The sequence below is a fragment of the Phascolarctobacterium succinatutens YIT 12067 genome (assembly GCF_000188175.1).
GTDB lineage: Bacteria > Bacillota > Negativicutes > Acidaminococcales > Acidaminococcaceae > Phascolarctobacterium_A > Phascolarctobacterium_A succinatutens.
This window is the reverse complement of the sequence record NZ_GL830854.1, coordinates 1-23,859: the sequence shown is the minus strand read 5'-3', so window position 1 is coordinate 23,859 and position 23,859 is coordinate 1. Positions and strand designations below refer to the sequence as shown.

At 38.5% G+C, this 23,859-nt stretch carries 23 protein-coding genes, 3 tRNA genes and 2 pseudogenes; 21 read left to right on the top strand and 7 right to left on the bottom strand.

Going from position 1 to position 23,859, the window contains the following annotated elements:
• Position 1: 1 nt before the first annotated feature.
• The 6 genes and pseudogenes from HMPREF9443_RS01665 to HMPREF9443_RS01640 all read left to right on the top strand — a co-directional run bounded on the left by HMPREF9443_RS01665 (position 2) and on the right by HMPREF9443_RS01640 (position 2,470).
• Positions 2-76 (top strand) — tRNA-Gly (locus HMPREF9443_RS01665).
• Between the two features lie 8 nt (positions 77-84).
• Positions 85-158 (top strand) — tRNA-Cys (locus HMPREF9443_RS01660).
• A 36-nt stretch (positions 159-194) separates the two neighbouring features.
• A tRNA-Leu gene (locus HMPREF9443_RS01655) sits at positions 195-283 on the top strand.
• A 114-nt stretch (positions 284-397) separates the two neighbouring features.
• Positions 398-1,003: pseudogene (fic, locus tag HMPREF9443_RS01650) on the top strand (protein adenylyltransferase Fic).
• Positions 1,004-1,173: 170 nt separating this feature from the next.
• The gene (locus HMPREF9443_RS01645) at positions 1,174-1,866 is read left to right on the top strand and encodes a DUF3990 domain-containing protein (protein WP_009144753.1); all 693 of its coding nucleotides are present in this window, start codon (positions 1,174-1,176) and stop codon (positions 1,864-1,866) included.
• Positions 1,829-2,470 (top strand): helix-turn-helix domain-containing protein, encoded by a 642-nt coding sequence (locus HMPREF9443_RS01640; protein ID WP_040564672.1) that lies wholly within the window; start codon positions 1,829-1,831, stop codon positions 2,468-2,470. Before HMPREF9443_RS01645 ends, HMPREF9443_RS01640 begins: the two co-directional genes overlap by 38 nt.
• A 62-nt stretch (positions 2,471-2,532) precedes the next feature.
• Here the strand turns inward: HMPREF9443_RS01640 and HMPREF9443_RS01635 are convergent, their stop codons facing one another.
• The 7 genes from HMPREF9443_RS01635 to HMPREF9443_RS01605 all read right to left on the bottom strand — a co-directional run bounded on the left by HMPREF9443_RS01635 (position 2,533) and on the right by HMPREF9443_RS01605 (position 8,716).
• Entirely contained in the window at positions 2,533-4,047 is a 1,515-nt protein-coding gene (locus tag HMPREF9443_RS01635; protein ID WP_009144751.1) for a recombinase family protein, read from the bottom strand.
• A 129-nt stretch (positions 4,048-4,176) separates the two neighbouring features.
• Positions 4,177-5,034, bottom strand: coding sequence for a protein rep (locus HMPREF9443_RS01630; RefSeq protein ID WP_009144750.1), 858 nt, complete (start codon positions 5,032-5,034; stop codon positions 4,177-4,179).
• Positions 5,035-5,178: 144 nt separating this feature from the next.
• Positions 5,179-5,538, bottom strand: a complete 360-nt coding sequence (locus HMPREF9443_RS01625) for a hypothetical protein (protein WP_009144749.1) — start codon at positions 5,536-5,538, stop codon at positions 5,179-5,181.
• On the bottom strand, positions 5,532-6,098 hold the full coding sequence (locus HMPREF9443_RS01620) for a recombinase family protein (protein WP_009144748.1): 567 nt from the start codon (positions 6,096-6,098) through the stop codon (positions 5,532-5,534). Before HMPREF9443_RS01620 ends, HMPREF9443_RS01625 begins: the two co-directional genes overlap by 7 nt.
• A gap of 94 nt (positions 6,099-6,192) precedes the next feature.
• Positions 6,193-6,636 carry a hypothetical protein gene (locus tag HMPREF9443_RS01615; protein WP_009144747.1) on the bottom strand — a complete coding sequence of 148 codons (444 nt, stop codon included), beginning with the start codon at positions 6,634-6,636 and terminating at the stop codon, positions 6,193-6,195.
• A gap of 445 nt (positions 6,637-7,081) precedes the next feature.
• The gene (locus HMPREF9443_RS01610; RefSeq protein WP_009144746.1) at positions 7,082-8,002 is read right to left on the bottom strand and encodes a hypothetical protein; all 921 of its coding nucleotides are present in this window, start codon (positions 8,000-8,002) and stop codon (positions 7,082-7,084) included.
• A 93-nt stretch (positions 8,003-8,095) separates the two neighbouring features.
• Positions 8,096-8,716, bottom strand: a complete 621-nt coding sequence (locus tag HMPREF9443_RS01605) for a MobA/MobL family protein (RefSeq protein ID WP_148495306.1) — start codon at positions 8,714-8,716, stop codon at positions 8,096-8,098.
• A 401-nt stretch (positions 8,717-9,117) separates the two neighbouring features.
• Between HMPREF9443_RS01605 and HMPREF9443_RS01600 the strand changes: the two genes are divergently transcribed.
• From HMPREF9443_RS01600 to HMPREF9443_RS01530, 15 genes and pseudogenes are all read left to right on the top strand, one after another.
• A complete protein-coding gene (locus tag HMPREF9443_RS01600; protein WP_009144744.1) occupies positions 9,118-9,750 on the top strand; it encodes a hypothetical protein in 633 nt (210 codons plus the stop codon).
• A gap of 37 nt (positions 9,751-9,787) precedes the next feature.
• Positions 9,788-10,078, top strand: a complete 291-nt coding sequence (locus HMPREF9443_RS01595) for a hypothetical protein (RefSeq protein ID WP_148495304.1) — start codon at positions 9,788-9,790, stop codon at positions 10,076-10,078.
• 6 nt (positions 10,079-10,084) lie between these two features.
• Positions 10,085-10,495: an HNH endonuclease family protein gene (locus tag HMPREF9443_RS01590; RefSeq protein ID WP_009144742.1), complete on the top strand. Its 411-nt coding sequence runs from the start codon at positions 10,085-10,087 to the stop codon at positions 10,493-10,495.
• A gap of 281 nt (positions 10,496-10,776) precedes the next feature.
• Positions 10,777-12,897 carry a MotA/TolQ/ExbB proton channel family protein gene (locus HMPREF9443_RS01585; RefSeq protein WP_009144741.1) on the top strand — a complete coding sequence of 707 codons (2,121 nt, stop codon included), beginning with the start codon at positions 10,777-10,779 and terminating at the stop codon, positions 12,895-12,897.
• 19 nt (positions 12,898-12,916) lie between these two features.
• The gene (locus tag HMPREF9443_RS01580) at positions 12,917-13,651 is read left to right on the top strand and encodes an OmpA/MotB family protein (protein WP_009144740.1); all 735 of its coding nucleotides are present in this window, start codon (positions 12,917-12,919) and stop codon (positions 13,649-13,651) included.
• On the top strand, positions 13,648-15,033 hold the full coding sequence (locus HMPREF9443_RS01575; protein ID WP_009144739.1) for an EH signature domain-containing protein: 1,386 nt from the start codon (positions 13,648-13,650) through the stop codon (positions 15,031-15,033). Before HMPREF9443_RS01580 ends, HMPREF9443_RS01575 begins: the two co-directional genes overlap by 4 nt.
• Before the next feature lie 21 nt (positions 15,034-15,054).
• On the top strand, positions 15,055-18,384 hold the full coding sequence (locus HMPREF9443_RS10260) for an SNF2-related protein (protein ID WP_009144738.1): 3,330 nt from the start codon (positions 15,055-15,057) through the stop codon (positions 18,382-18,384).
• A 20-nt stretch (positions 18,385-18,404) separates the two neighbouring features.
• Complete coding sequence (locus HMPREF9443_RS01565) at positions 18,405-18,671, top strand: hypothetical protein (RefSeq protein ID WP_009144737.1); 267 nt, start codon at positions 18,405-18,407, stop codon at positions 18,669-18,671.
• Between the two features lie 25 nt (positions 18,672-18,696).
• Positions 18,697-19,299 carry a class I SAM-dependent methyltransferase gene (locus tag HMPREF9443_RS01560; RefSeq protein ID WP_148495303.1) on the top strand — a complete coding sequence of 201 codons (603 nt, stop codon included), beginning with the start codon at positions 18,697-18,699 and terminating at the stop codon, positions 19,297-19,299.
• Positions 19,300-19,499: 200 nt separating this feature from the next.
• On the top strand, positions 19,500-20,333 hold the full coding sequence (locus HMPREF9443_RS01555) for an HNH endonuclease domain-containing protein (protein ID WP_230197132.1): 834 nt from the start codon (positions 19,500-19,502) through the stop codon (positions 20,331-20,333).
• A gap of 32 nt (positions 20,334-20,365) precedes the next feature.
• On the top strand, positions 20,366-21,013 hold the full coding sequence (locus tag HMPREF9443_RS01550; RefSeq protein ID WP_009144734.1) for a hypothetical protein: 648 nt from the start codon (positions 20,366-20,368) through the stop codon (positions 21,011-21,013).
• Positions 21,014-21,053: 40 nt separating this feature from the next.
• Positions 21,054-21,566, top strand: coding sequence for a hypothetical protein (locus tag HMPREF9443_RS01545; RefSeq protein ID WP_009144733.1), 513 nt, complete (start codon positions 21,054-21,056; stop codon positions 21,564-21,566).
• Positions 21,567-22,613: 1,047 nt separating this feature from the next.
• Positions 22,614-22,841: pseudogene (locus HMPREF9443_RS11180) on the top strand (hypothetical protein); the annotation flags it as partial.
• A 168-nt stretch (positions 22,842-23,009) separates the two neighbouring features.
• A complete protein-coding gene (locus HMPREF9443_RS01535; protein ID WP_009144730.1) occupies positions 23,010-23,387 on the top strand; it encodes a rhodanese-like domain-containing protein in 378 nt (125 codons plus the stop codon).
• Between the two features lie 15 nt (positions 23,388-23,402).
• The gene (locus HMPREF9443_RS01530; RefSeq protein WP_040564668.1) at positions 23,403-23,588 is read left to right on the top strand and encodes a hypothetical protein; all 186 of its coding nucleotides are present in this window, start codon (positions 23,403-23,405) and stop codon (positions 23,586-23,588) included.
• The last annotated feature ends 271 nt before the right edge of the window (positions 23,589-23,859 follow it).

The window sequence follows — 23,859 nt, the reverse complement described above, 5'->3', positions numbered from 1 at the left end:
TGCGGAAATAGCTCAGTGGTAGAGCACCTCCTTGCCAAGGAGGGGGTCGCGAGTTCGAATCTCGTTTTCCGCTCCACCTTTTAAGGCGACATAGCCAAGCGGTAAGGCAGAGGTCTGCAAAACCTTTATCCCCAGTTCGATTCTGGGTGTCGCCTCCATTTTTATTTCTTAAAAGGTGTTAAGTAGTTATGTCTGCCGCGGTGGCGGAACTGGCAGACGCAAGGGACTTAAAATCCCTCGGGTAGTGATACCCGTACCGGTTCGATTCCGGTCCGCGGCACCAAACAATGATATACGCTTATTATCATTTATAAATGATTTAAGTAAAGAAGGCTGATTGAATTCTTAGAGGGTCAATCAGTTTTTTTGTATTCTCAAGATGACTAAGGAGATTCCTATGACCATAGAAAATAAATTGGGCATTACTAATTCTGCGGAGCTGGCCAAGGAAGAAGAGCGACTCAGCAAAATGCAAGCTATAAAACTATTTGAGAGTGATGCTTTGGCGAATCTACCGGCCGGGAAATTTTCGACACTGCCTTTCATTCATGAGTATCTTTTTCGCGATATCTATAGCTTTGCGGGAGAGATTCGTGATGTGAATATTGCTAAGGGTAACTTTCGCTTTGCTCCCTTGATGTACCTGCGGGAGGCTCTGTAGCATTTGGACGCCATGCCCCATGGCAGCTTCGACGAGATCGTGGAAAAGTATGTGGAGATGAATATTGCTCATCCTTTTCGCGAGGGTAATGGCCGCAGCATGCTCATTTGGCTGGATGATATGCTGAAAAAGGAGCTGGGGCAGTGCATTGACTGGTCCATTGTGGATAAAGAGGATTATCTTTTGGCTATGGAGCGGAGCCCCATTCGTGATATCGAAATCAAGCATGTGCTCGGCAAGGCTTTGACCAATAACATTGCTGACCGCCTCACCTGCATGAAGGGCCTAGACGTAAGTTATCATATCGAAGGCTACAATGCTTATAAGGCCGAAGAGCTGTGAGTATGCAAAGTACAACTATATCACTTTGGTAATACAAATATATAAAGATAAAAACAAGAGCTAGGAGACAGCGCGCTCCTAGCTCTTATTTTGTTAGTAGCACAAAAGCAATTGCATCTATATCACTTTGGTGATATAATAACCATGAGGATATAAAAGAGGGGGTAATTATGGATAAGCTTATAACTATCTATCATGGTTCTGAAAATATCATAGCAAAACCGGAGTATGGCAAAGGTCGCTTAAACAATGATTTCGGACAGGGTTTTTATTGCACCGCTAGCGAAGCTTTAGCCAAGGAATGGGCTGTGTCCTCCATGCGCAATGGCTTCGCCAATTGTTATACGCTAGATACAGAGTTTTTAAATGTTTTAAATCTTAATACTCCCCAATACACTATTCTTAATTGGATAGCAATATTGGTAGAACATCGTCTTTTCACTGTTAAAACACCTGTGGCCAGAAGAGCTAAACAGTACTTAATTGATAATTTTACAGTAAACGTGAATGCATACGACTTAATCATCGGCTACAGAGCAGATGATTCCTACTTTGATTACGCAGAGTCATTTATCAATAATGGTATTTCGGTTCAGCAATTAGCAAGGGCTATGCACTTAGGAAAATTAGGTGAGCAAATTGTCGTTAAATCTAGCTTTGCTTTTTCAAAATTGCAGTTTCAAGGCTATAGCGTAGCTGAAAGAGAGCGCTACTACCAATTGCGCAAGGATAGGGATGATGAAGCTAATAGATTGTATTGGGAACTACTGGAAGAAGAAAATGACGGTCTCTATATACAGGATATAATAAGAGGGGGCATAAAAAATGACGATGCGCGCATACCAAGAAATGTATCTGAGTAATGCCCAAGCTGTGTTAGGGGATGCTTTTGATTATGCCGTCAATGTTTGCCATTACTCTGGAGAAGATTTTATAAAAATGTTTGTTGTAAGCACCATTAGTACAAAAATCGCCAATGGCGAGCCCGCCTACACTAAAGGAAAAAGTGGCATAGAGGTGCTCATAGACATAGTATACGAAACTACCGGCAAATATATCCCAATAATACCTGAGGCTAGATTTTCTCGGTCTCCTGAATATTGGATTGGTTGGGCGATAGCTTATTATCAATGGTACTCCTGCAGAAAATTCGGGGAGATTTTTAGGGCAATTAGCTTTGCCGATTTAAAAAGCCTCTATCATACTTTACACGAAGCAGACATTAGCAAATTCGTGGATATAGTTGATGCGAAAATGAAGGAGTATTATCCAGAAACAAGGCTTAAAAGCTTTAGAAGTACGAATGGATTAAGCCAAAATGAGCTAGCTAGAGTTTCTGGTGTTAATTCTCGCTCCATCCAAATGTATGAACAACGCCGTAAAGATATCAATAAGGCTAGTGCAGAGACAGTTTGGCGGTTGGCTAAGGCCTTGAATTGTGGTATGGAGGATTTGCTTGAGGTTTAAAAGTTGTTTTTTAAAGGTCCGTGTCAAGAATAAAGCCTTTTAACAGGTGTTCTTTCAATGTGCTATTGGCCCATAACCATATTAGTAATTTTGTCTGCATCTAGGATAATATCAATGTTTTTGTCAGTAACAATAACTTTGATTAAGAATAATTCGACTAACAATTTTTTGGCGGAGTTAGTATCAAGTGAGCATATTTTAGATTCAAAAAGTTTAAAGGCTTTAATTATGGCCTCGTCAGTTAGCACCTTAAGGTTCTTTTTATCTTTAAGATTGTCAATCTGGGCTTTTAATTTTTCGACTTCTGCATTTACAGCAGAAATCCTACCTAAAGTGTAGTCATCGTTTATACCTTGTTCGACAAGACAATACAAATTATTTCTGCGTTTGATCGCGCCGGTCATTTGAGAAGTTTTAGCATGAATTTCATCCTCAACATCATCCTTGAGTGTAGCGTATTGTTGACGCATTTTATCTGCAATCCGCAACAATGCTTCAGAATTGAGAAAAGTGTGCTTGATTTTATTGATTACAGCTGTATCTACAATTTCAGTATTAATCTGCTTCTGCGCGCATTTGTGGGCAGGGGTTCTATCTTTGTCCAAGCAACCATAGTAACTATAAGATTTTTTGCGGGGAGTGATTGTGTGCCCTCCCATGGCACTCCCACAATGCCCACAAAAAATTTTGCCCGTTAAAAGATACTGGCGTTTCCCGTTATATATTCCAGGTCTGGGCTTGTTTTGTCGCCTGCGGGCTTGTGCTGCCTCGTATAACTCCTTGCTGATTATTGCAGGGATGGCGTTGTCTATATTAATGTAATCTTCGGGGAAAGATTTAGCATGCATATTGCGGCCTTTACCTTTTTTTGCTCGAGGGTGTTTATTGTAGGAATAGATTCCGCAATATTTTTCATTTCCAATAATATCAAAAAGTGAATTCTTGCCAAAATCTCCGCCCGTTTTCGTTTTGTATCCAAGCTCATGTAGTCTTTCTGCTATTTTTTTGTAGCCTATTCCCTCAATATACAGCTTAAAGATAAGCTTGACGATTTCTGCCTCCTTGGTATTAATGACATAACGTTGGTTTTGATCTATATCATACCCTAACGGAGGGAGACCGCCATTAAACAAGCATTTATGGGCATTTTCATTGAGGCCTTTTTTTGTCTCCTTGGACAGATTGCGGGAATAATAGGCGGCGAAACCTACAAGCATGTTTTCCATCATTTGACCTTCTGGTGAGCCGTCGATGTTTTGCACTGCGTACTCATAGCGCACATTGTTTTTAACCAGCATATCCTTGGTCAGGTAATAATCCAGCTCATTGCGGGCATTGCGGTCGATTTTGTGGAAAATAATAACATCAAATAAATTCTCTTTAACGTCCGCCAGCATTTGCTTATAGGCATCACGGCCAGCAAGCTTGGTTCCGCTTTTGGCTTCGTCCTTGTAAATGTGGGTGACAAAATAATCTTTGCGCTTGCAGTATTCTCTGCAGGCCCGCACCTGTGCGTCAATGGATTCCTCGCGCTGATTATCGCTACTGTAACGCGCGTATATTACAGCCCGATCCATTACGCAGCCTCCTCATCGTTGATGGGGGGTTCAGACTCTAAAAGAAGCTTTAGTAAATATTTTGCTATTATTTCGTATTTTTCTTCCATCTTTTCACCTCTAAATATTAATAAAATACATTATATACAGTTAAACCTCGGTTAATTGGTAATGATCTTGCTCCCAATATTGAGTTACCCGGCCCTTGTACTCACTTGTAAGTTCGGTAAATTTTTTGATCGCGAGTGGTTTGTAAATTTTGTTTAATGACTGGCTCATCGTAATTAGCCGTTGCTTTTTTATTTGTTCAAGGTAGACTTTTATGTCTTTTTTTGAAATGTGCTTGATTTCAAGGGGTTTGGCTGCATAATTTGCTTTGGTAATGATGGCTTCTTTGTTTTCCAACATTCTTAGGTGTACATAAGGGGTGTAAGGGAGGTTGGCAGTCCTCTTGAAGATTTCAGTCCAGTATTCAACTTTTAAGTGTTCTTCAACTACTTCTTTAAAAAATATTATTACATGCATATGGTTGTGCGTATTCATTTCGTTGTATTCATCCTGATTAGTATATTTAGGGTGTATATAATACACATAACCAATTATATTGGGCTTAATAGCTTTGCACTTAACAATTTTACTCCATGCAGTTTTGAGAGTTTTAATGTCTTTTCTGATATGATCGACACTGTTATTGCGTAGGGTAAGTTCCAGGGATATCGTGATTAAGTTTGAGTTGTAGCGGGTAAGAGTATCGACTATCGTACTCATTTTATGACTGTGCTGAGAGCGTTGCATATCCCCGCAGATAGGGCAATAACGTTTTTGACACATCCGGATGTCACTTACCTTTTTGTAGTCCTCAAAAAGGGCATAAGTAATGAATGAAGAACAGTTTTTTAAGGATAAAGCTTCTTTTTCCAGTCCCATATGTCTGAGATGTTCTGCAAGTTCATTGCACTGCCTCTTTTTGTAATTTGCAGTTTCGTTAATTGTGATATTCGTAGTCATTTGTGCCTCCTTATTATTATTTTTGTTTAATAATAATCTTTGGCAAGTTAAGAAACCGTTAAGTAAACTGTGCTTTTAGAGGGGTTTTTCAGCAATAAAACGAGATTTCACAAATATATCACAATTTAGCATTTGATGGCAGGGTTATTTTTTTGTATATATCCCTGTACGGGGGGTTATTTTTGCATTAACCCGATAAGTAGTGAGAGTGTGGGAGATTTGTGAGGACTCCATATCTATAAAATCTTCCTTTCCAATCCTTAAGAAAGAGAATAAAACACCGTTAGGAACATCCTCAATTCTATATTTTGGTTCTTGGATATGATAATCCAGATGATTATAAGCGTTAATTTGCTGTATAATTTTGGCTTTCGTTGCATCGGTTGCTTTTTTTAGTTGAAAGACCTTGACATATACTCTTATGTCCAAATCCACACATTTTACGATTATTCCTTGGCACGTAGGGATGAATATTACCAAAAACGATACAGGAAGCTTTAGCATTTTTTTACCCTCCGTCTGTACCGCCCAAGCGTGGCTCTACTGATGCCTGTCATTGTTTCAACTTCTTTATATGAGTGGTTTGTAAGGAGATCTAGGGCCAAATTAATTTTTTCTTTGGGTAGAGGTGGTCGCCCTTCTCGGAAGCCAGCTTTGGTCCTGGCAACTTCCTTGCCTGCTTGTGTTCTTTCAAGGATCATATTTCTCTCTAGTTCAGCTACGGCAAGTATGGTAGTGATGAAGAAGTTGCCCATTGAAGTATTCTCTAATAAGCCAATATTTAGCACGTGTACTTTAACTTCTTTTTTAAATAGAGCACGAATGAGTTCAATACCTTCCGTAACATTTCTTGCAAGCCTATCGAGTTTTGTAACCATTAGCGTGTCACCAGGTTGCAGTGAATCAATTAGTGCTTGAAGTTTTGGCCTGCTTGTTGTCTTGCCTGTAAATTGCTCAGCGGTTATGCTTATGGCACCATTGGCGGTTAATGTTGTCGTTTGTTCTTCTAAAGAATTACCATGAAGTTGTTTCTTGCTCGATACTCGAGCGTAACCATAGATCATTTTGTTTATTCTCCTCTTATATGTAAATCGTTTTGATTGTAAGTTTTGAGCACGCTTAACCCCGCATCATATCGTTGTGAGGCAGGCGTGCTCATTAGTCTTGAGTTTTGACTTTTTCTAGGTGACCGTGAAGTAGTTCGTGACAGTCCTTATGAATCATAACAAGGGCAGAAATGCAGTCTTCGGACTTGCAGGGATATTTATAGTAGCATACCGCGCAATTGGGCACTTGGATTTGGATGGCGCCGTCGGGTTGCGGCGAATATATGTGGATTAGTGGACCATTAAATGTGCAGCTATTGTCGTAGCTGTTATGATGGATTGCTGTACCCACATTTATATTTAGCATCCTTTTACCGCAATATGGACAGATACCATGTTGCCTTTCGTAGATTAACTTGCGCACAAAGTTGTTCCGTGTTATTTTCATATTTTTCTTATAACCTTCGAGGCGGCCATCGGCCGTGAAAATTGCTTTTGCTTGGCAGTAGCTAATCGTTGGATTTGTTGGTTTTGGTAGTTGATAATTGTTTTTCATTTTCTTGGCTCCTTTGTTTGTTAGTTTTTGCGTTTCTTAACACACAAAACGAGCCGCTGACATGTAGAAAGCGACTCGTTTTGCGTGAACTTTTTTATTTTTTACTTCCTATATTTATTATATATATGGATAACTCGGCGTTTTTTTTGTTGACGAGAGAGTTGACGTATCAGTAAAGCCGGAGTAAGGCATGAGGGCTTACTCCGGCTGCAATTGTTTCCCTTCTCGATTAAGGCAAAAAGTATTGCCGTGGGCATACATAGAGTTAATAATGCTTAAGGTTGTATTCTGCTCTTCCCATAGGATGGCATGTTTTTTGTTCTCACAGTCTGTTTGCCGTTTTCCGGAGAAAAACCTGATTCTATTTCTTTTTATGAATCTAAGTACCTATAAATTTCTAAAGTCCAAGCTGTTACTTTGGAAGGAACAGCTGGCTTTAGAAATCTTAACGTTCTTTGTCTTGCCTTTGAACTGCTTTCTTGTGTTCTTCGTTTTTGATGTTTTGATTTTGTGCTTTTTCTTTTTGTTTTTGAAATTCTTCAGGTATAAGATTTTTAATTTGGATAATTTTTTCGATAGCTTTTTGAGGTTCTTTGATGTTAATCTCCTGGATAAGTTTTAGAATTTTAGGTTCAGGGATTTGTTCATTTGTATTGCTGATGTTACTCTTAAGCTCCTGAGTTTCTTTTTTTAGTAGCTTAAAAATTTTGGCTTCTTCGTATTTTTTGGTTGCTTTTTCTCTGGCATCTGTCATTGATTTTTTTAGTCTGGCTAAAAAATAATCGTAGCGTTTTTTGGCAACCGGTTTGTTTTTGATACTTAGTATTTGGTCTTCGAGGTATTTGATTTGTTCCTGTGTTGCTCTGATAAGGAGGTTAAGTCTGTGTTCTTCGTTGGGCGTCAATCTGTTTTCATTCTTCAGATGTTTCTTTTTTGAGATATAGGATTCAAGATTGTTTTTTGCCTTTTTAAGTTTCTTGACACGTCCTCTGGTGACAAAGTTCATTGCCATGAAGCTCCGAATTTCTTTGTTGGCGTAAATGTTGTTGTAAAGATTTACGTAGGCAGTATTATTGTTGATTCGGATATTGGATTTTGTTTCGATGTCGTTTATAACTTTTATGAGGTCTGTACCTGTAATAAATTCTTCGGTTTCTATCAGTGCAGCCTTTGCAGCTTTTTTAAGTTTGTTGGCTTTGTATTTTGATTTCTTGAACTGATATTCCAAACGGTTTAATAGTTCTTCTGCAGTGTTTATATCAAAGTCTATTACCCGCTTGAAGATATCCCAATGTTCATTATTGAGCTGGATGGGGATAGGCTTGGAGTGATCAATCGCAGTTGACTCTTCGAATATTTTCTGCATTTTGCGCCAGTGGTTTTGTTCGATGTGCCTGAAGGGTTTGCGATCTAAAAGTTCTGCTTTGTCTAAATCGTTTTCCGAAATTGCTTCAGCTTTTTACGCTTCTAAAGTTTTTCCGGATACTCTTATGTCAAGTCCTGCGCATTTATATCCTTCGTTGATCGCTTCTGCGATTTGGTTTCTTATATTATTCATAACTGGATTTTTCCTTCGGCCCACTTGCAAGGAATTGTCCTTTAGACAGCCCCCTTCATTAGGATGTTTAGCGTTGTATCTTATAAAATATAGTTCTTTAGGTTTTTCTTTGAGGTTAGGATTTTGGATACGGTCACTGTACATCAGATGCATGTGGATATTTTCTTTGTTCGTAGTAAAAGCAGGCTTACTGTGGATTGCCCAGGTTCCCGCTTTGGTGTTACCTACAATTTTTTGGACTATGTTGCGTGCAATTTTGATGTTTTCTTCGTGGCTCAGTTCACAGGGGAGTGCTATAATCAGTTGCCTGAAAACTACTCCGTTTCTTCTTTCGAATTTGTCGGCAGCTTCAAAAAACTCTCTGCCGTTTTTGGCCCATGACGGTAGATTGAAGTCTTCGGTAGCAACAAGTTCCTGCTTGATTTTTTCGCCGGAGAAAGATTTTTCTCTTGCAATATAGTCTCGCCTTTTAGCTCCTTGTCCCTTGTGTCCGGTTGACATCCGTACAAAATATGTTGCCAATTTTCTCTTGACATCCTTTCTACTGGATTAAAGATATAAGTTATATCTTCTCTAAAATTATAAAACAATAACCGTAATAAATAGTTAACAATGTGGAATGTCTTTGTGAGTGGAGAAAATTTTTTGGCTAAAATTTCAAAGGAGTTCAAAGAAACTATTAATAGGGCAGATGGTGGTGTTTTTTGAGGTTTTTGGAAACTTCGGGATTGGTACTTTAGGGATTTTTTGTTAATTAAATTTTTCTACCGCCTGTCGCTGGGGTGGAGAAGATGGACAGGTTCTGACGCACCCATGATGTATACTCATGGTAGTGGGTGGTTAAAAAATGGGTAAAAGAATGGCTTACAAAAAGCAAATGGGTGTAGTTTGAAAAGAGGTAAGAGCATGGCTAAAATTATAACATGTTTGCAAAAGGTGACGAGGATAAAAGGGTGGTAGCCAATAAAAATAGTAATTGGCGCGAGGTGCTGACGGGCAAAGAGTTTGATGAGCTGAGCTACGATTGTTATACATTTGCTGGTAAATGGAATTTCCCAGTGTGTAACCATAAGGGCTGTGTGAATGCTGATAATATTGGTTATGTGCAGGGGATGCTGGAGGATAACAGACCCTTTGAAGCAGAGCTTTTCTTGGGCAATGGGGAATGTACCATGGGCGTGATTATGCCCATAGTTGACGAGATTGAGAGCTCAGCTGCAAGCCATGAACCTCACAGTGCAAGCTGCCTGACGAACGAAAAAGGCAATGCACTTGGCTTTGTAAAGCAGATAGAGTCTCAGGATAACGGCGTGCTTCCCTTTGGCATGGTGGAGCTGGGTGAGACTGATGACCTCGATATTACCTGCAAGTATGTGGATTATCTGGAGGGTCTGGGCGTGGTAAAATTCTTGACCGTCGAGAGAAATGGCTATATTGAATATTACACTGATATACATGGTACTGAGCTAGTAAGGGTGCTGATTACTCTGCAATATGCCAATGGTGAGGTGGTTGCTACCACGCCCTTTTCGGTTCAGAAAGTTTGGTTCCTGTGATTTGATAGATGCTTATAAAGAGAACCTGAAGGAGAAGTTGAATAAGATTTATGAAACACTTGAAGCTGAGCAGGCAGTGCAGCTGGATAATGAGATTTTGAGAAAAATAAATTATGAAGATATTGATTTTGTGGAGTATGCTGAGGTGGGTGCTTGCGGTGCACCAGGTGCGATAGCTATTTACATGCGGAAGGATGGTAAGCCTGTGTGCTATGTGGGCAACTACCTTTACAACAACTGTATTGATGAAAAGCTGCTACAGAAGGCCTTGAAAGGAGTGCTTACCTCCATGCTGTATGATAATTTAGCTAGGGGCAGCTTCAAATGATACTACTTGGGGATTGATACTCCCCACATAGTATTTAATTATCTTGATTACATTTTATGGTGGGAAGACTTGCAGAATGATGGTAAAAAGTACAGTGATTTTAAATTTGAGTTCCGTAATTCTGTTGAGCACTGGTATCCACAGCATCCTTATGATTTACAGCAATGGAACAAGGGAGATAGATTTGGTAATTTGTGCTTGGTTCCACGGCATATTAACTCTCGCTTTTCTAATATGGATCCTGCAAAGAAAAAATCAACGTATGAAAAGTCAATTGATAAAGGGAGCCTTAAACTTCGCCTTATGTGGGATGAAACGTCCGATGACTACAATGATTGGAAAGAAAATCTCTGCGAGGAACATGAAAAGAAGATGTTGGGTAAGCTTAGAGAGAATGTGAATTTGTATGTGAGGTGATGAGGGCTTTTTTGCTTAAATGGTATTATTTAATTGCTGCCTGCACAGTTACATGGAACGCAGCGTTCCGGTGTACAATACATTTAGGGCGCTGTTACTTTATTATTATTCGTAGGATGGTGTCATCGATGGACAAAATATGTCTAAGTTTACAATGATGGACACTAAAAATAGCGAAAAGTGTTACATGGGTGCTGTAATGGTGATTTTTTGATGGATTTGTGATAAAATATTGACGATATCATAATGGGTGAAGTGTACCCAAAAGGAGCAAATACTGTATGATTAAATCATTTTTAAGTGCAGTGGGATTATCATTGAATTCGTTTACTATTATATTGACAATTGGTATTGTTGTAGTAATGCTTGTGGTTATGTATCGATACTGGAAAAATTTCTACAAAAAGCAAGATTTAATAATTATAAGTATAAATGATACATTAGAAAAAATAGGGAAACTAGAAATTAAAAATGCTAGTGATAATTATGAGGATATAAAGAATATATTTATAAAGAGCGATTTGCTTAAATCTGCATGGTTGGGTTATAAAAAGAATCATTTTTTTATGAAGGATATAAATGGTAAAACAGTGGTCTTTACTACTGATGATGCAGATAATTATTTTAACTATAATAATCTTACCAGTCAGTATAATGCCATGTTTTGGCAGAATCTTGGTGGCGTTTTTACTGGTCTGGGAATACTTGGTACCTTTGTTGGCCTATCTGTTGGTTTGGGTACAATCAATTTGGAACACATAACAAATGAAGAAATAGGAAATTTGGTTAGTGGCATGAGTACTGCTTTTATAACGTCCTTGTGCGGTATTGTCTTTGCTTTATTCTACAATTGGATACATAAGCATATTACAGATAAGTTATCACAAGCTATTACGAATCTGTCTAATGAGTTAGAATCACTTTTCGTTGCCAGAAATGGTGAACAACTATTAGCGATGAGTTATGCAAATTCTTTGGAACAAGCAACTCAGTTTAAAGCGTTTAGTACTAATTTGGCTGTTTCAATTGGTAATGCATTGGAGGAAAAGCTCTCTTCTAGTAGTTTTGCTGATAATATTAAAAACATGGACAGCACGTTAGCTCAGGTCAATAGCTTTATGTCGGAGGAATTGCCTAGTGTAATTAGTGATGCTATTGGTGAACAGATTAAAGAAAATCTTGTGCCAGTTTTTGTTAGCCTACAGAACGCAATTGAAACCTTGAGTTCCAGTGGCCAAAGTGCAATTGCAGATGGTATCAAGAGCGGTGCAAGCAAGGAATTAACTGCATTTGCAGATACATTGCAGCAGATGAATACCAATCTGCAAGCAGTTATGGCTCAAATGCAAGAAACCAGCGGCAGTGTAAATAGCGACCTTACTTCTGCTATCAATCGAGTTGTAGATAGATTGGAAAGCCAAGGTGAAAATTTACAAGGAGTAGGCAATCAAGTTGCTAAGGACTTGCAAGATACGGTTGCTGCATTGGTTAACGAAATGGGTAAACAACAATCTGGCATGATTAATACTTCCGAAAAGATAAACGATGACTTGAAAGCAAGTATATCCACTATGGTGGAAAGCATTCAAATTAGCATTGCTTCCATGGTTGAGGAGACTAAGAAGCAGCAAGGTAATATGCAAAATTCCGCTAACAGTATTACAAGTAACCTGGAGGCCAAAGTTTCTGCGATGCTGGCTGGATTTGAAAAGCAACTTGCTGCAATTGAACAACAAACTCACAACCAAAGCAATACTCTTAGTGAAACAAGTACGCAATTGTCTAATAGCTTTGCAGGTTCCATGAATTCTGTAAAGATGGACATTAAAGGTATAATGGATGATTACGCTGCTAAGAACAAAGCCGAAAATGAAGAAACCATTAACTTTATTAGGCAAGTAAAAGCTGGATTGGCAGAGCAACAATCGTTATTGGCTAAGATTACTACACAAGTTGATATGCTTATGACAAGAGCAGCAAATACTGCTGATAAATTTACTCAAGCAGCTGGTCCTATTAATGATGCTGGTAAAGAATTAGGAAAGCATATGGATGCAGTTTTGAACGCAACTAATAATTACAATCAGGTTGTAAAACAATGTGTAAGCGAATTGCACGCAACAGCTCAACAGAATACGAGCAATATGAGAGATATTAGTCAAGAAATAGCTCGTGTAAAAGAAACATTGGCGCAAACTTCTAATCAGTATTCTGGTGTAAACAATGAATTAAATAAGATATTGGGTACTGTGAGCGATAATCTAATGAAATATAATCAATCTGTAAGGCAACAGTATATTGACAGCTTAAATGCATATTCTGATAAACTGGCTAGCGCTTATGGTCAACTTGCTAGATTGATTGAGGAATTACAGGAAGCTATTGATGACTTTAAGAATTAAAGGATACGGTGTCTGGTAAATGAAAAATAAGAAAGGCCTATCGCCTGCTACTTCCGATACATTTAATCTCAGTATTAGTGATTTGATGGCTGGTTTACTAGCAATTTTTATACTCATACTTAGTTGGCAGATTTTAACATACACAAATATGAAAAGTGATTTTGCTGACAAATCATATGAAAGAGTAGCGTTATTAAATGAAATACACAAAGAGCTGAATAATCGTGGCATAATGGTGGAAATCAATAAAACACATGATGTGTTGCGACTGCACGATAAAGCACTGAAGTTTCTCCCTGGCAGAGCAAAGCCCGAAGCTGGAGAAGAGAATGTCCAACAGATTAGTGAGGTTTTATATACAGTCTTAAATAAAGACAGAGGGGATAAACCAAAGTATAAAGAGCTTGTTGAGACTATCTTTATCGAAGGACATACTGATAGTGACTTACCTAGTTTTCGCTCTGATTATCCAGATAATTGGATGCTGTCTACTGCGAGAGCAGTAAGGACATGGGAAATGATGAGTGCTTTTCGTCCGGATGGAGCAACTCAAACATTAGGTGAGATTAAGAATCATAATGGATTCCCTATTTTCTCATGTAGTGGGTACGCGGACACCCGTAGGATTGTGGAAAACGAAACCAGTAAAGAGGAGAAAAGTATAAATCGTCGCATAGATATTAGATTTGTTATGGTACCACCCAAAGGGGATAGTAGTATCAAAAAAGAGGTAAAGGATTTGTTGTCTAAATGAGTAATATTCTAGATACAGCTAGACAATTAAATGCTATAAAAGCTGATTTTGAAATGGTACTGAAGCTAAATCTTCCAGAACCATTGCATTTGAATAGGCTTTTAAAAAAGCTAAATGCAGCAGAGGCAGAGCATAATGACGAAAAAATAGAAGGGATAGCCGAATTATGGAAAACGGTGCTGTCTGCCTTTAAAGCTGGTCGAGTAATCACAATGGCTCTGAGAGATAAGAAAAAGTTCCCTTTTCTTTTGGGATTAGCCGCAAATAGGAATAGTCAATTATATGGTTTGTTGCTAGAAGAAATCAAGAGTGTTAATTCAGCTATTCTTTTAAAACGAGAGATTTTTGTATATTTTAATGAGTATAGCAATATAAAACATATTACGGATTTAAGAGTAGATATAGTTAAAAAACTGAGAGCATATAAAAAGAATGATACATTTTTATTATGTATGAAAAGAAATTCATTCATTTTTAATCCAACTAGTATCGATTTTGTCCAAAAAAAATGTATTTCAGAAGGTGTTTTTGAGTATTTTGATTCATTGCATTTTTCTAGATCACTAATGTACTCAAATTATGTAACACAAGTCATCAAGGGCCTGTTTGGTATGAGTAATACCACTGTTAGCCTTAAAGGCAAGTTGGATTTGTTTACCAAAATATATGGTAGACTGGAAAATGCTTTTGTTGAACTTTTGCCGATTATTTTTGCTTCACTCATAACTCAGATTGAAGCTCATAATGGGAGTGAAAGAGAACACTACAAAGAAATAATAAGGCCGAAAGCGCTTGCTTTTATGGGTGATCCAAGGCTAGGAATAGGCTATTTTGGGCGCTGGAGCATTGCTGGAGAAAAAGCTACTGATATTTTCATAACTTGGCTGTCTCAATATGATTTGGATGCATTCTTTAAAGTAATAGGAGATAGTTTAACTGATTACACAGCTAGAAATATGTGGATGTATAGGGAGAGGTTTTGGAAATCTTACAAAAAACACATTCAAATGGTTTGGGTATGCTACGGAACATCTGCAAAACACCTTGCCAAGAGGGCTAATATGACGAGTGGTAATTATTCTGCTTTTGGCCAAGGAAATAAGAGTTGCATCCTTATTGTAATAGGTGATTACATTTTTGTTGAAAGAAGTCATAATGGAACCCTTAAAGTTTGGAAGAGAAATCTGAGTCCATTTAAGATAGGTGAGCCAAATATTTCAGAAGCAAAATTAAATAATAGTACTGGAATTACACATTTAGAAAATGGAATCCCTAAAGATGGATGGGTGCATAGTAGTTCTGATACATATAATTGGCAAAAAAAGGTTGGTAGCTTCATTGCCCAGTATATGCATGTTATTAAGACTGTGAAAGATTGGTGAATATAAGGAGCGTTGTTAAAAATGTTCTGGGAAGTAAAAGATGATGGATTTGAGTTTAATTGTTCAGAAGGAGAAGCTGCTCAAGTAAGCAAAATTGAAGAGATGTTCTCAGAGGGTAAGGCTAGTATTATTGGAGAGGATTGCTATATAGTTTCCCATGAGCATATTGCTGCCCTTTCAACAAATGAAAGAGCTCTTTTGGATTTGCCAGAAATCTTTCCTTATCGTCTCAGGATTAGTGCTAATGGGGCTCTAGTTGATAGAAGCTTACGCTATATTGTAGATTTTGTAAAACCTAATGGGAACAGCTTTATTAATCCTACTGTCACCGGAGCGCATATCAGAATATCAGCAGATTTACAGTACACTTTTAATATTGGGCAATATCTTGTAGTAAAGAAAGTGGAAGAGAGCAATAAAAAGCTTGCATCAACTGATGAAGTAGAGGATTTGACAAGATATAACTTCTTGAATTTTGCAGATATCAAGGAAGTAGCCGAGGAAATTGATGCAGAATTAGATAGCTATCTAAAGCAAAATAAAGTAGTCGTACCTAAAAGACTTAGCATATTACCTCATTTTGAAAAGAATGGCGATGTTATTATTGCGCCTATTATCATGGGTGAAAATGGGGAAGAAATACCCTTTAACGGGGACTTCCAAAAAAGTTTTGATGCTAGAGATAATGTAAAGACTGTCTACAACGGTACAGGTGTGTTTTATGTCATAAAACCAGAGGTTGAGGAAGCGCTCAAGGAGATAAAAGCAAAGCACAGGATACCCAAGAAAAAAGCGAAGGACTTTTTAAAATCTCCAGGAAGTGTATTCTTTTCTCCGGTGTTTGATTTTAACCTTGCTGATTATTCAGATCGTGTAATTGAAATAGGAGAGTATAAGTATAAGACTGAGTCTAACGGCAAATCAGGTATAGATTGGCTACCACCTGAAGGTACAGCGTTTAATAGTGGTAATGAAGTAAAGAATCTAGAAATTACTCTTGAAAATGTAGATGAAATAGCTGCCTTGGTATATGATGCTAGAAATGAGAACATAGATTTTATCGTTTATCAGGGAGAAAAATACATTATAACTGCTAAGCTTATTTCAGAAATTGAGAACTACTTAGAGATTAAAGCCAAGAACAAGGCTGGAGATGATGAGTCTAAGGGTGTAAATCATCCAGAAGGTGATGACGGGAAAGATACAACGGGTGATGGATCTGAAAAAAAGAGCGGAGCAAATACTGCTACTGGTAGCAATGGCTCAGATGGTGACGATGCTGGTACAAAAGTAAAGCCTAAAAAGAACGGAAAAAGAGTTCTTTTGATTAAAGATAATTTCTCGCATATTTCCTATAATGCTGAAATAGATACGGTTGAAGAAATTGACATCGCAGAGGTAGATAATTGCCTTAATAACGGGATAACTTTGCTGAACCACCAGAAGCAGGGTTTAGAATGGCTTGTTAACTGCTATGCCAATTATAAAGGAGCATTGTTGGCTGATGATATGGGCCTTGGAAAAACCTTGCAGACGCTTGCCTTCATAGCTCTTACTAGGAAACATTTGGCAAAAGATAAAAATCATTCGGTTTTGATTGTGGCCCCTGTCTCTTTATTAGCTAATTGGCAAGAAGAATATAGCAAGTTTTTAAAGGCAGATACCTTTGAGGGTGTTGTTATGCTAGATAGCGAGACTATCAAGGAGTATCGCAAGGGAGAAAGCTATAGCTTGAAAAGCATAGCTAAGGACCATTTGGTATTAACGAGCTATGAAACTCTACGTATACATCAATTTGCTTTCGGTAAAATTGACTGGGGAGTAATGGTTTTAGACGAAGCTCAAAAGATAAAGAACCCCACTGCATTGATAACCTTAGCTAGCAAAGCCATGAAATATAACTTTGGTCTTTGTCTAACGGGTACTCCAGTAGAGAATACATGGGTTGATCTTTGGAGTATTATGGATTTCGCTGCACCTGGTTACAATTTGGGTAGTCTAAGTGAGTTTAAACAAAACTATGTCAATAAGATCAAGAAAGATAATAGTGATAAAGAGTTAATAAAGGAATTAGGGCATAAGCTGAATGATGCTTTAAACCCCTTGTTTATGAGAAGATTAAAGAGCAAATTATCCAAGGAGGGATATTTGCCTGAGCTGCCTCAAAAGATCATCATTCGTAAGCCAGAGATTATGCCGGTGCAACAAAAACTTGCATATGAAAGTATTGTAGCATCAGCCATGGATAAAAGTGTAACTACAAATACTGCCTTAGAGATTATTGCTAAATTAAGGGATATTTCCCTGTTTCCAGATATTGGTACCATAGATGAGCGTAGCATTAGTAAAGAAGATGCGATTAAGATATTCAATAGCTCTGCTAGGCTAAAGGTGACATTTAGTGAGTTGGTAAATACTTATTACAATAACGAAAAAATACTCATTTTTATTGAAAGCAAAAAGATGCAACGTATCTTGAGGACTGTTATTCAAGATTTCTTCAAGATTAAAGTTCCAATTCCTATAAATGGAGATATGCGAGGAGAGATTCGGCAATCAATTGTTGATACTTTCAATGAATCTAAGGGCTTTGGCGTTTTGTTGCTTTCGCCCCTGGCCGCCGGCATGGGACTAAACATAGCTAGCGCTAATCATGTTATTCATTTAAGTAGACATTGGAATCCCGCTAAAGAGGATCAAGCTACTGATAGAGCTTATAGAATAGGACAGACTAAAGATGTTCAAGTGGTTATTCCTATGGCTTTGCATCCAGTATTAAGGCTGGATTCCTTTGACAATAAATTAGATGAACTATTGGAATTCAAGCGACAACTTAGCGAAGAGGCACTGTTCCCAACAGCGGATAGCGCTGAAGATGGTAAAAATATCTTTGAGGGAATCACGAAAACCTTCGGTGGAATCAATGTTCAGACCATAACCTATGATATCCATGCTGTTGATGCAGTGGACGGTATTACTTTTGAGAAAATTATTGAAGCATTGTACAAAAAGGCAGGTATGTTAAGCGTTAGAACTAGTGAAAGTAATGATAATGGCGCTGATGTAACTGTGTTTAGTGGCTCAAAGCAGCCGAATTTGTTGATACAATGTAAGAAAACGAAGAACTATCAGAGTAATATTGGTAAGGATGGAGTGCAAGAGATAAAAACAGCTTTATCATACTATGAGGATATTCATTCATGTAGTTTTAAACCTGTGGTAATCACTAATGCAAAAGGATTTACTAGCGGTGCGATTGACCTTGCTAATGCCAACGGGGTGCAGTTGATTTGCAGGGCCGAGCTGACTAAGATGTTGGAACTCTATCCTGTGGAGAAGATTTATATCTGATTTGTAAAAAGAGGTGCAACATGAAAGGGTTCGAGAAACTTGAAGATTTGGGCTATGCATTGACAGATGGTGATTATGACTTCCAGGTTTCTTTTGAGAGACATGACCATAGTAAGAATCACTATATAGTAGTTACGAAGAATATAAATGGTGAGCCGGCTGCTATTCTAACTGTGCCGTTGAAATATGCTGGTGTTATTGGAAGCCTATTAGTTCAATCTTACCTAAAGTACGAATGCATTGATGATAAGGGGAAAATACCTAATACAGTTAAAAATATAGAATAGTTTACAGATGAGGATTAACACAATAATGACTGACAATCATACTCTTTCCTACTACAACGCCCGCGCCCAAGAATTCGTTCAAGGCACGGTGGCGGTGAATTTTCATATAACTCAAGATAGTTTTTTGGCGCAGCTGGAAAAGGGAGCCAGCATCTTGGATTTTGGCTGCGGCAGTGGTCGCGATACCAAGTATTTTTTGGAGCGCGGCTTTGCGGTGGAGGCTACGGATGGCTCGGCGGAGCTGTGCAAATTAGCCAGCGAGTACACCGGCATAAGCGTCAAGCAGCTGCTCTTCGATGAGCTGGAGGCCGTGGAAAAATACGATGGCATTTGGGCCTGCGCTTCCATTTTGCATTTGGAGTGGGCCGATTTAGTCGTTGTTATGCAGAAAATGGTACGTGCGCTAAAGGGCGAGGGTGTGATTTATACATCCTTTAAATACGGTCAATTTTCCGGAGAGCGCAATGGTCGCTTTTTTACGGATTTAGATGAAGAAGGCCTCGCAAGGCTGCTCAAGGAAGTGGGCGGATTGGTAGTCAAAGAGCTGTGGATTACGGGGGATGTGCGTCCCGGCAGGGGTGAAGAAAAATGGTTGAATGTGCTGCTCACGAAGCAGCGCTGTAGATAGGAGAGTTTGTGATGGCTATTCCTGGATGTGATTTAAAAGAGTCTCCCATAAACAATGCGTATCATTCCGATGATGAGCTGTGGAGCGCTATAAATAATCTGTTTAGTACGCGGGCAAGGTTCACGACTAGTTACAAGTTTTGCTTTTTTAAGTCTATTTTAGACAATATTTATAATGTGAATGAGAACCTAGAATTGTCCATGGTGGACATTTTCGCCCGTTTTACAGAAATCTACTGGAACCTGATCGTGAAGCATCATCTGAATCAGATTCGCAAGGGCCGAGCGTTAATTACGAAGCTCATAGAAGAGACTAAGGAAAGGAATATGGCCTGCCCGGAGATGCCCTTTGAACGTTTGACCCAGGTGGAACGTGATAGGCTTATTGCTGGAGCTGTAAGGTATTGCAGTACTAATGTGGTGGGGGCTCTGTGCGCTGATTTTCGTTTTATTGTTTACGGCTTTGATAAGCAGAAGACCCATATCAAATTCAACTATTTTGCCTATATGTTCCTGTTGAAATATGCTTATATCATCGGCAAGCTGAATTATTTCGAGTGGATCAAATTTCTGGAGAGCGTCAATGACAAGGAGGTATCCTATGATATAGCAGGCTGCTTGGACGATTCCTCTCAGAGGACGGATTTGAGCCGCTACCGCAAGCTGCTTTTGGAGGATTTGCATAATCATAGATGCTTTTATTGTGGCTGCGAGCTAAACAATAGCTGCGAGGTGGACCATTTTATTCCATGGTCCTTTGTGAAGGATGATAAGGCGTGGAATTTTGTGCAGGCCTGCAAGAATTGTAATGGCAGCAAAAAGGATAAGTTGGCTGGACCCCAGTATATGGGCGGTATTATTACGAGGAATAAAGAGATTCTGCGTATGCCCTTATTGGTGGAGGTCTTTAAGGCAGATTTTGATGGCTATCGGGACGAGCGTTTGCCAGAGATGTATAAGAGTGCTGCCTTTAACGGCTTTGAGGTTGGCTGGGAGCCGAAGGTGTCGAACTATTCTTATGAAGGCCGAATATAAACGCTGGAAAGAGCAGAAAGAGATGAAAAAAGATGAAGGCAATAAATAATATCGACACATTAATTGAAAGGCTGGCCCTCATAGACAAGGATTGGCAACGAATCATTTATGATAAAACAGGAATAATCCTTTCGGAAAGACTTTATCTTGTGAGCAATTGTGGCAGTGTATTTTTAGAAGATGAGAGTCTGTATTTTGATGAAGATAATGATGAAATCGAGTATTGTGAAATCAATTCCATCGATGAGGCTATTTCGTACATAGAGGCAATGAAGAGCAGTTTAGATGGCTTACTACAGGATGTGTCATATGGAAAATTTACTAAGTCTGAGTTGTTCTGGGCTATTCTTGAGCGTATACTATTAAGGCCCGAAAACTTCGATGAGAATGGAGTACAGCCATGGGCTTTATATTGTATTGGTAAATATGAACAGGATGTAGAGGTGTGGATAGGGGATGTTTTGACCGGGTGGAATGCAACTGGTCTTGAAATTACAGATAAAACAACTTTAGATGATGCGTTAAAGATGTTGGTTTCTGAACTTAATACAGGTGCGGATGACGAAGATGGTCCTCCGTATCAGAAGATATTTGATGTAGAGTACTCTGTTCCCAATACATATGAAGATCTGAAAACTATCTTTTCTAAAGGATCTGTGTTTGAGTGCAACTATCTATGAAAAACAAAATTGAGCTGATTATCCATAAGGACGTGATGTTATGACGAAATTGTATGTAGGAGTTACTGATACAAATTGGTTTTTATATTTAAAAGAACAATACAAAAACAACAATTTACCAATGTATATTAACTTCTGGACACCTGGTTCAACGTCATTCAAGGTACTTGAAGCTGGAGAATTATTTTTATTTAAGCTGCATAAGAAGAAAAATAGCGGAGTTAATGGGGAAGTTGTTGGTGGCGGATATTTCTCACATTTTGAAAGGTTAACTATGTCAGATGCGTGGAAGAAATATGGGATTGGTAATGGTGCTGCTACTTTTGACGAAATGTGTGCTTCACTGAAAAGGGTTAAGGAAAAAAATAATGTTAAGAATGAAGAAACAATAGGATGTATAATTCTAAAAGATGTGTTTTTCTTTGATAAATTGATTGAAGAACCATCTGATTGGAAGAAGTCCATCGTAAGAGGAAAGAGCTATACTTTAGAGGATGATATTGGAAAAGAACTATACTTGCAAGTGAATAAACAGTTACCCAAAACAAGGTGAGCTTGACCTCTTGTATAAGAGGTATTGTACAAGCCTTGGCTTCCATGCTTCTGATAAGGGTAGTTTTGGTGTGGAACGCAAATTCTGGGTTATAAAAAGGTAAGGCCCTATCATGGATGACAAGTTTATTGCAGAATTGGAGCTAGTGAATTATGCTTGCCAAATAAACAATAAATAAAGTATTTTATATGCAAGGAAGTTTATACAATGAAATGTAAAATTAGCTTTAGTTTAATAATAATAAGTTGCTATATATTTTTGGTTGTTGATGATTTTAATAGGCTTTCAAAAGACAAATTTGTATTTGGAATTTATTTTCTGTTTTATACTTTTGTGTTGTTCTATGCCCTTACTTACATATTCTTTGATAAAGACTGATTATTAATAATCAAATTCAGACCATTGCGGTTATTTGGTGTGATCTTTTTAATATAATTTGCGTGCTGTTCTTTTTGTGGCAGCTCATTTTCGGTGAGGGCTGGGCCACAGTTTTTTGCCGGCTGTTGGTGGGTGGCTGCGTGGCGTATTGGCTAGTAAGCAAATATAGGTTGAACAAGCAAGAGCAGGAGCAAGCAAAGCTTGGCAAGGAGCAACCAGCTGCTCATTGCTTTTTAGCGAACATTCTTTTCGGTAACTACAGGTTACCCATAAAAATATACTATATTTGTAGCTATACAGTGGACAAAAAGTAATGTCCTGCGGTGGGCACAGTGTTTGCGGTTTAAGCTCTAAAAATTTTTTTCTTCTTCTGGACGTTGAGTGAAATACTAAATGCATAGTAACATGTGGACTAGAGAAAATCGGGGCTCAAAACCTATTTAAAAGCGTCTGGAAAGGGTATATAATTATATGAAACTGTTGGTTTTGCGTTATTTCAGAGCACAGCAAACAGACGACGCCGAATTTTTTGAAAAGAAAACGCGACCCCGCCTCTATGGGTTTATCTGCCAATAAAAGGTGTTAGATGGCATGTCAAGCTCGAATAACTTAATTAGTAAGACAAAATTGGTGGAGTCTGCCTTTTTGATTCCTACAGTAAATTGACGCGGTCTTAAGCTGTGCGGTAAAGTTAAGGTAGTAAAGAGCTTTGCTGATATCAAGGTGCAGGTTGTAAAATCCTTCCCTGACTTGAAGGTACAAAAGGTTTCCTCTTTTCCAGATAAAATAGGTCAGTGGCAGTTTGTGGACGCCTTTCCTGATTTTACTATCCGGTTTGTAGATTCCTTCCCAGACATCAAAATTCAGTACGTTGATTCTTTTCCAGGAGTGAGGTAACATGTTATATCCGCTGTTAGTGCAGCGGCTTTTAGAGGAAAGCTATAGCTTGGTTGAAAAGTAGTAAATAAAAGCACTTCGAAAAACTGTAGTTTTAATTCGGATAAAAACGACTCGGAAAAAACCGAATTAAATTATTAAATAAAAATGTAAAAGGATGATGTTTAAATGGGTAAATATTTAGTTATTGCTGCGCTTGCGGTTGTAGGCCTGTTCATTTTTGGCTTTGGCGGTGGCAAAAGCGGTTTGGTTAGCTATGAGGAGCTGCAGGCTAAACTAGCTAAGAAAGAAAATTTTGTACTTTTGGATGTGCGTACTCCGGAAGAATTTGCCGAAGGACATATTGGAGGGTCGGTGCTTTTGCCTTACGACGAGGTGGAGCAAAAGGCGGCTGGAATGTTGCCTGAGAAAGAAAAGGCCATCATCGTTTATTGCCGTAGCGGTCGCCGTAGTGCCATCGCTGCCGATGCTTTGCGGGGCTTGGGCTATAAAGACGTGAAGGACTTTGGCGGCATTTCCCGTTGGAAGGGAGCACTAGAAAGGTAATATTAAGAAATGATAATGAAAAAGATTGTTGCAGAAGGCATTCCTGCGGTGCTGTGGGGAGGGCCTTCTGATAAAATCTATATTTATGTGCATGGTAAGCAGGGTTATAAGGAATATGCTGAAGCTTTTGCCAAAGTAGCGGAGGAGAAGGGGTATCAAACCTTAAGCTTTGATTTACCAATATGGAGCCTGAAGATGTAGCTATCATGGGTGAGTGGCTGGCGAAGGCAATGTAAAACCGTATCTGATTGTCATGGTTCACCTCCGCGGCACCAACATAAATTATGTTGGAACAATATATAGAATGAAAATGCTGATTGAACTTGCGGAAGTCAATCAGTTTTTTTGTGTTTAAAAATTTAAATGCTCATTGTATAATGATAATCTGTTTAAAGTTTTTCGTGCCAACAAAAAAAGCAGCTATTACACATGCAAGGATGACGTATAATAAGTTGCGCAAATTCAATTCAAA

What these genes read in the sequence shown, in the direction of transcription:
- HMPREF9443_RS10260 (WP_009144738.1), top strand. Translation starts at nt 15,055, where the DNA reads ATGTTCTGGGAAGTAAAAGATGATGGATTTGAGTTTAATTGTTCAGAA.
- HMPREF9443_RS01610 (WP_009144746.1), bottom strand. Translation starts at nt 8,002, where the DNA reads ATGCAGAAAATATTCGAAGAGTCAACTGCGATTGATCACTCCAAGCCT.
- HMPREF9443_RS01550 (WP_009144734.1), top strand. Translation starts at nt 20,366, where the DNA reads ATGAAGGCAATAAATAATATCGACACATTAATTGAAAGGCTGGCCCTC.
- HMPREF9443_RS01560 (WP_148495303.1), top strand. Translation starts at nt 18,697, where the DNA reads ATGACTGACAATCATACTCTTTCCTACTACAACGCCCGCGCCCAAGAA.
- HMPREF9443_RS01580 (WP_009144740.1), top strand. Translation starts at nt 12,917, where the DNA reads ATGAAAAATAAGAAAGGCCTATCGCCTGCTACTTCCGATACATTTAAT.
- HMPREF9443_RS01575 (WP_009144739.1), top strand. Translation starts at nt 13,648, where the DNA reads ATGAGTAATATTCTAGATACAGCTAGACAATTAAATGCTATAAAAGCT.
- HMPREF9443_RS01545 (WP_009144733.1), top strand. Translation starts at nt 21,054, where the DNA reads ATGACGAAATTGTATGTAGGAGTTACTGATACAAATTGGTTTTTATAT.
- HMPREF9443_RS01585 (WP_009144741.1), top strand. Translation starts at nt 10,777, where the DNA reads ATGATTAAATCATTTTTAAGTGCAGTGGGATTATCATTGAATTCGTTT.
- HMPREF9443_RS01625 (WP_009144749.1), bottom strand. Translation starts at nt 5,538, where the DNA reads ATGCTAAAGCTTCCTGTATCGTTTTTGGTAATATTCATCCCTACGTGC.
- HMPREF9443_RS01615 (WP_009144747.1), bottom strand. Translation starts at nt 6,636, where the DNA reads ATGAAAAACAATTATCAACTACCAAAACCAACAAATCCAACGATTAGC.
- HMPREF9443_RS01635 (WP_009144751.1), bottom strand. Translation starts at nt 4,047, where the DNA reads ATGGATCGGGCTGTAATATACGCGCGTTACAGTAGCGATAATCAGCGC.
- HMPREF9443_RS01600 (WP_009144744.1), top strand. Translation starts at nt 9,118, where the DNA reads ATGTTTGCAAAAGGTGACGAGGATAAAAGGGTGGTAGCCAATAAAAAT.
- HMPREF9443_RS01640 (WP_040564672.1), top strand. Translation starts at nt 1,829, where the DNA reads ATGACGATGCGCGCATACCAAGAAATGTATCTGAGTAATGCCCAAGCT.
- HMPREF9443_RS01620 (WP_009144748.1), bottom strand. Translation starts at nt 6,098, where the DNA reads ATGATCTATGGTTACGCTCGAGTATCGAGCAAGAAACAACTTCATGGT.
- HMPREF9443_RS01645 (WP_009144753.1), top strand. Translation starts at nt 1,174, where the DNA reads ATGGATAAGCTTATAACTATCTATCATGGTTCTGAAAATATCATAGCA.
- HMPREF9443_RS01565 (WP_009144737.1), top strand. Translation starts at nt 18,405, where the DNA reads ATGAAAGGGTTCGAGAAACTTGAAGATTTGGGCTATGCATTGACAGAT.
- HMPREF9443_RS01630 (WP_009144750.1), bottom strand. Translation starts at nt 5,034, where the DNA reads ATGACTACGAATATCACAATTAACGAAACTGCAAATTACAAAAAGAGG.
- HMPREF9443_RS01530 (WP_040564668.1), top strand. Translation starts at nt 23,403, where the DNA reads ATGAAAAAGATTGTTGCAGAAGGCATTCCTGCGGTGCTGTGGGGAGGG.
- HMPREF9443_RS01535 (WP_009144730.1), top strand. Translation starts at nt 23,010, where the DNA reads ATGGGTAAATATTTAGTTATTGCTGCGCTTGCGGTTGTAGGCCTGTTC.
- HMPREF9443_RS01555 (WP_230197132.1), top strand. Translation starts at nt 19,500, where the DNA reads ATGGTGGACATTTTCGCCCGTTTTACAGAAATCTACTGGAACCTGATC.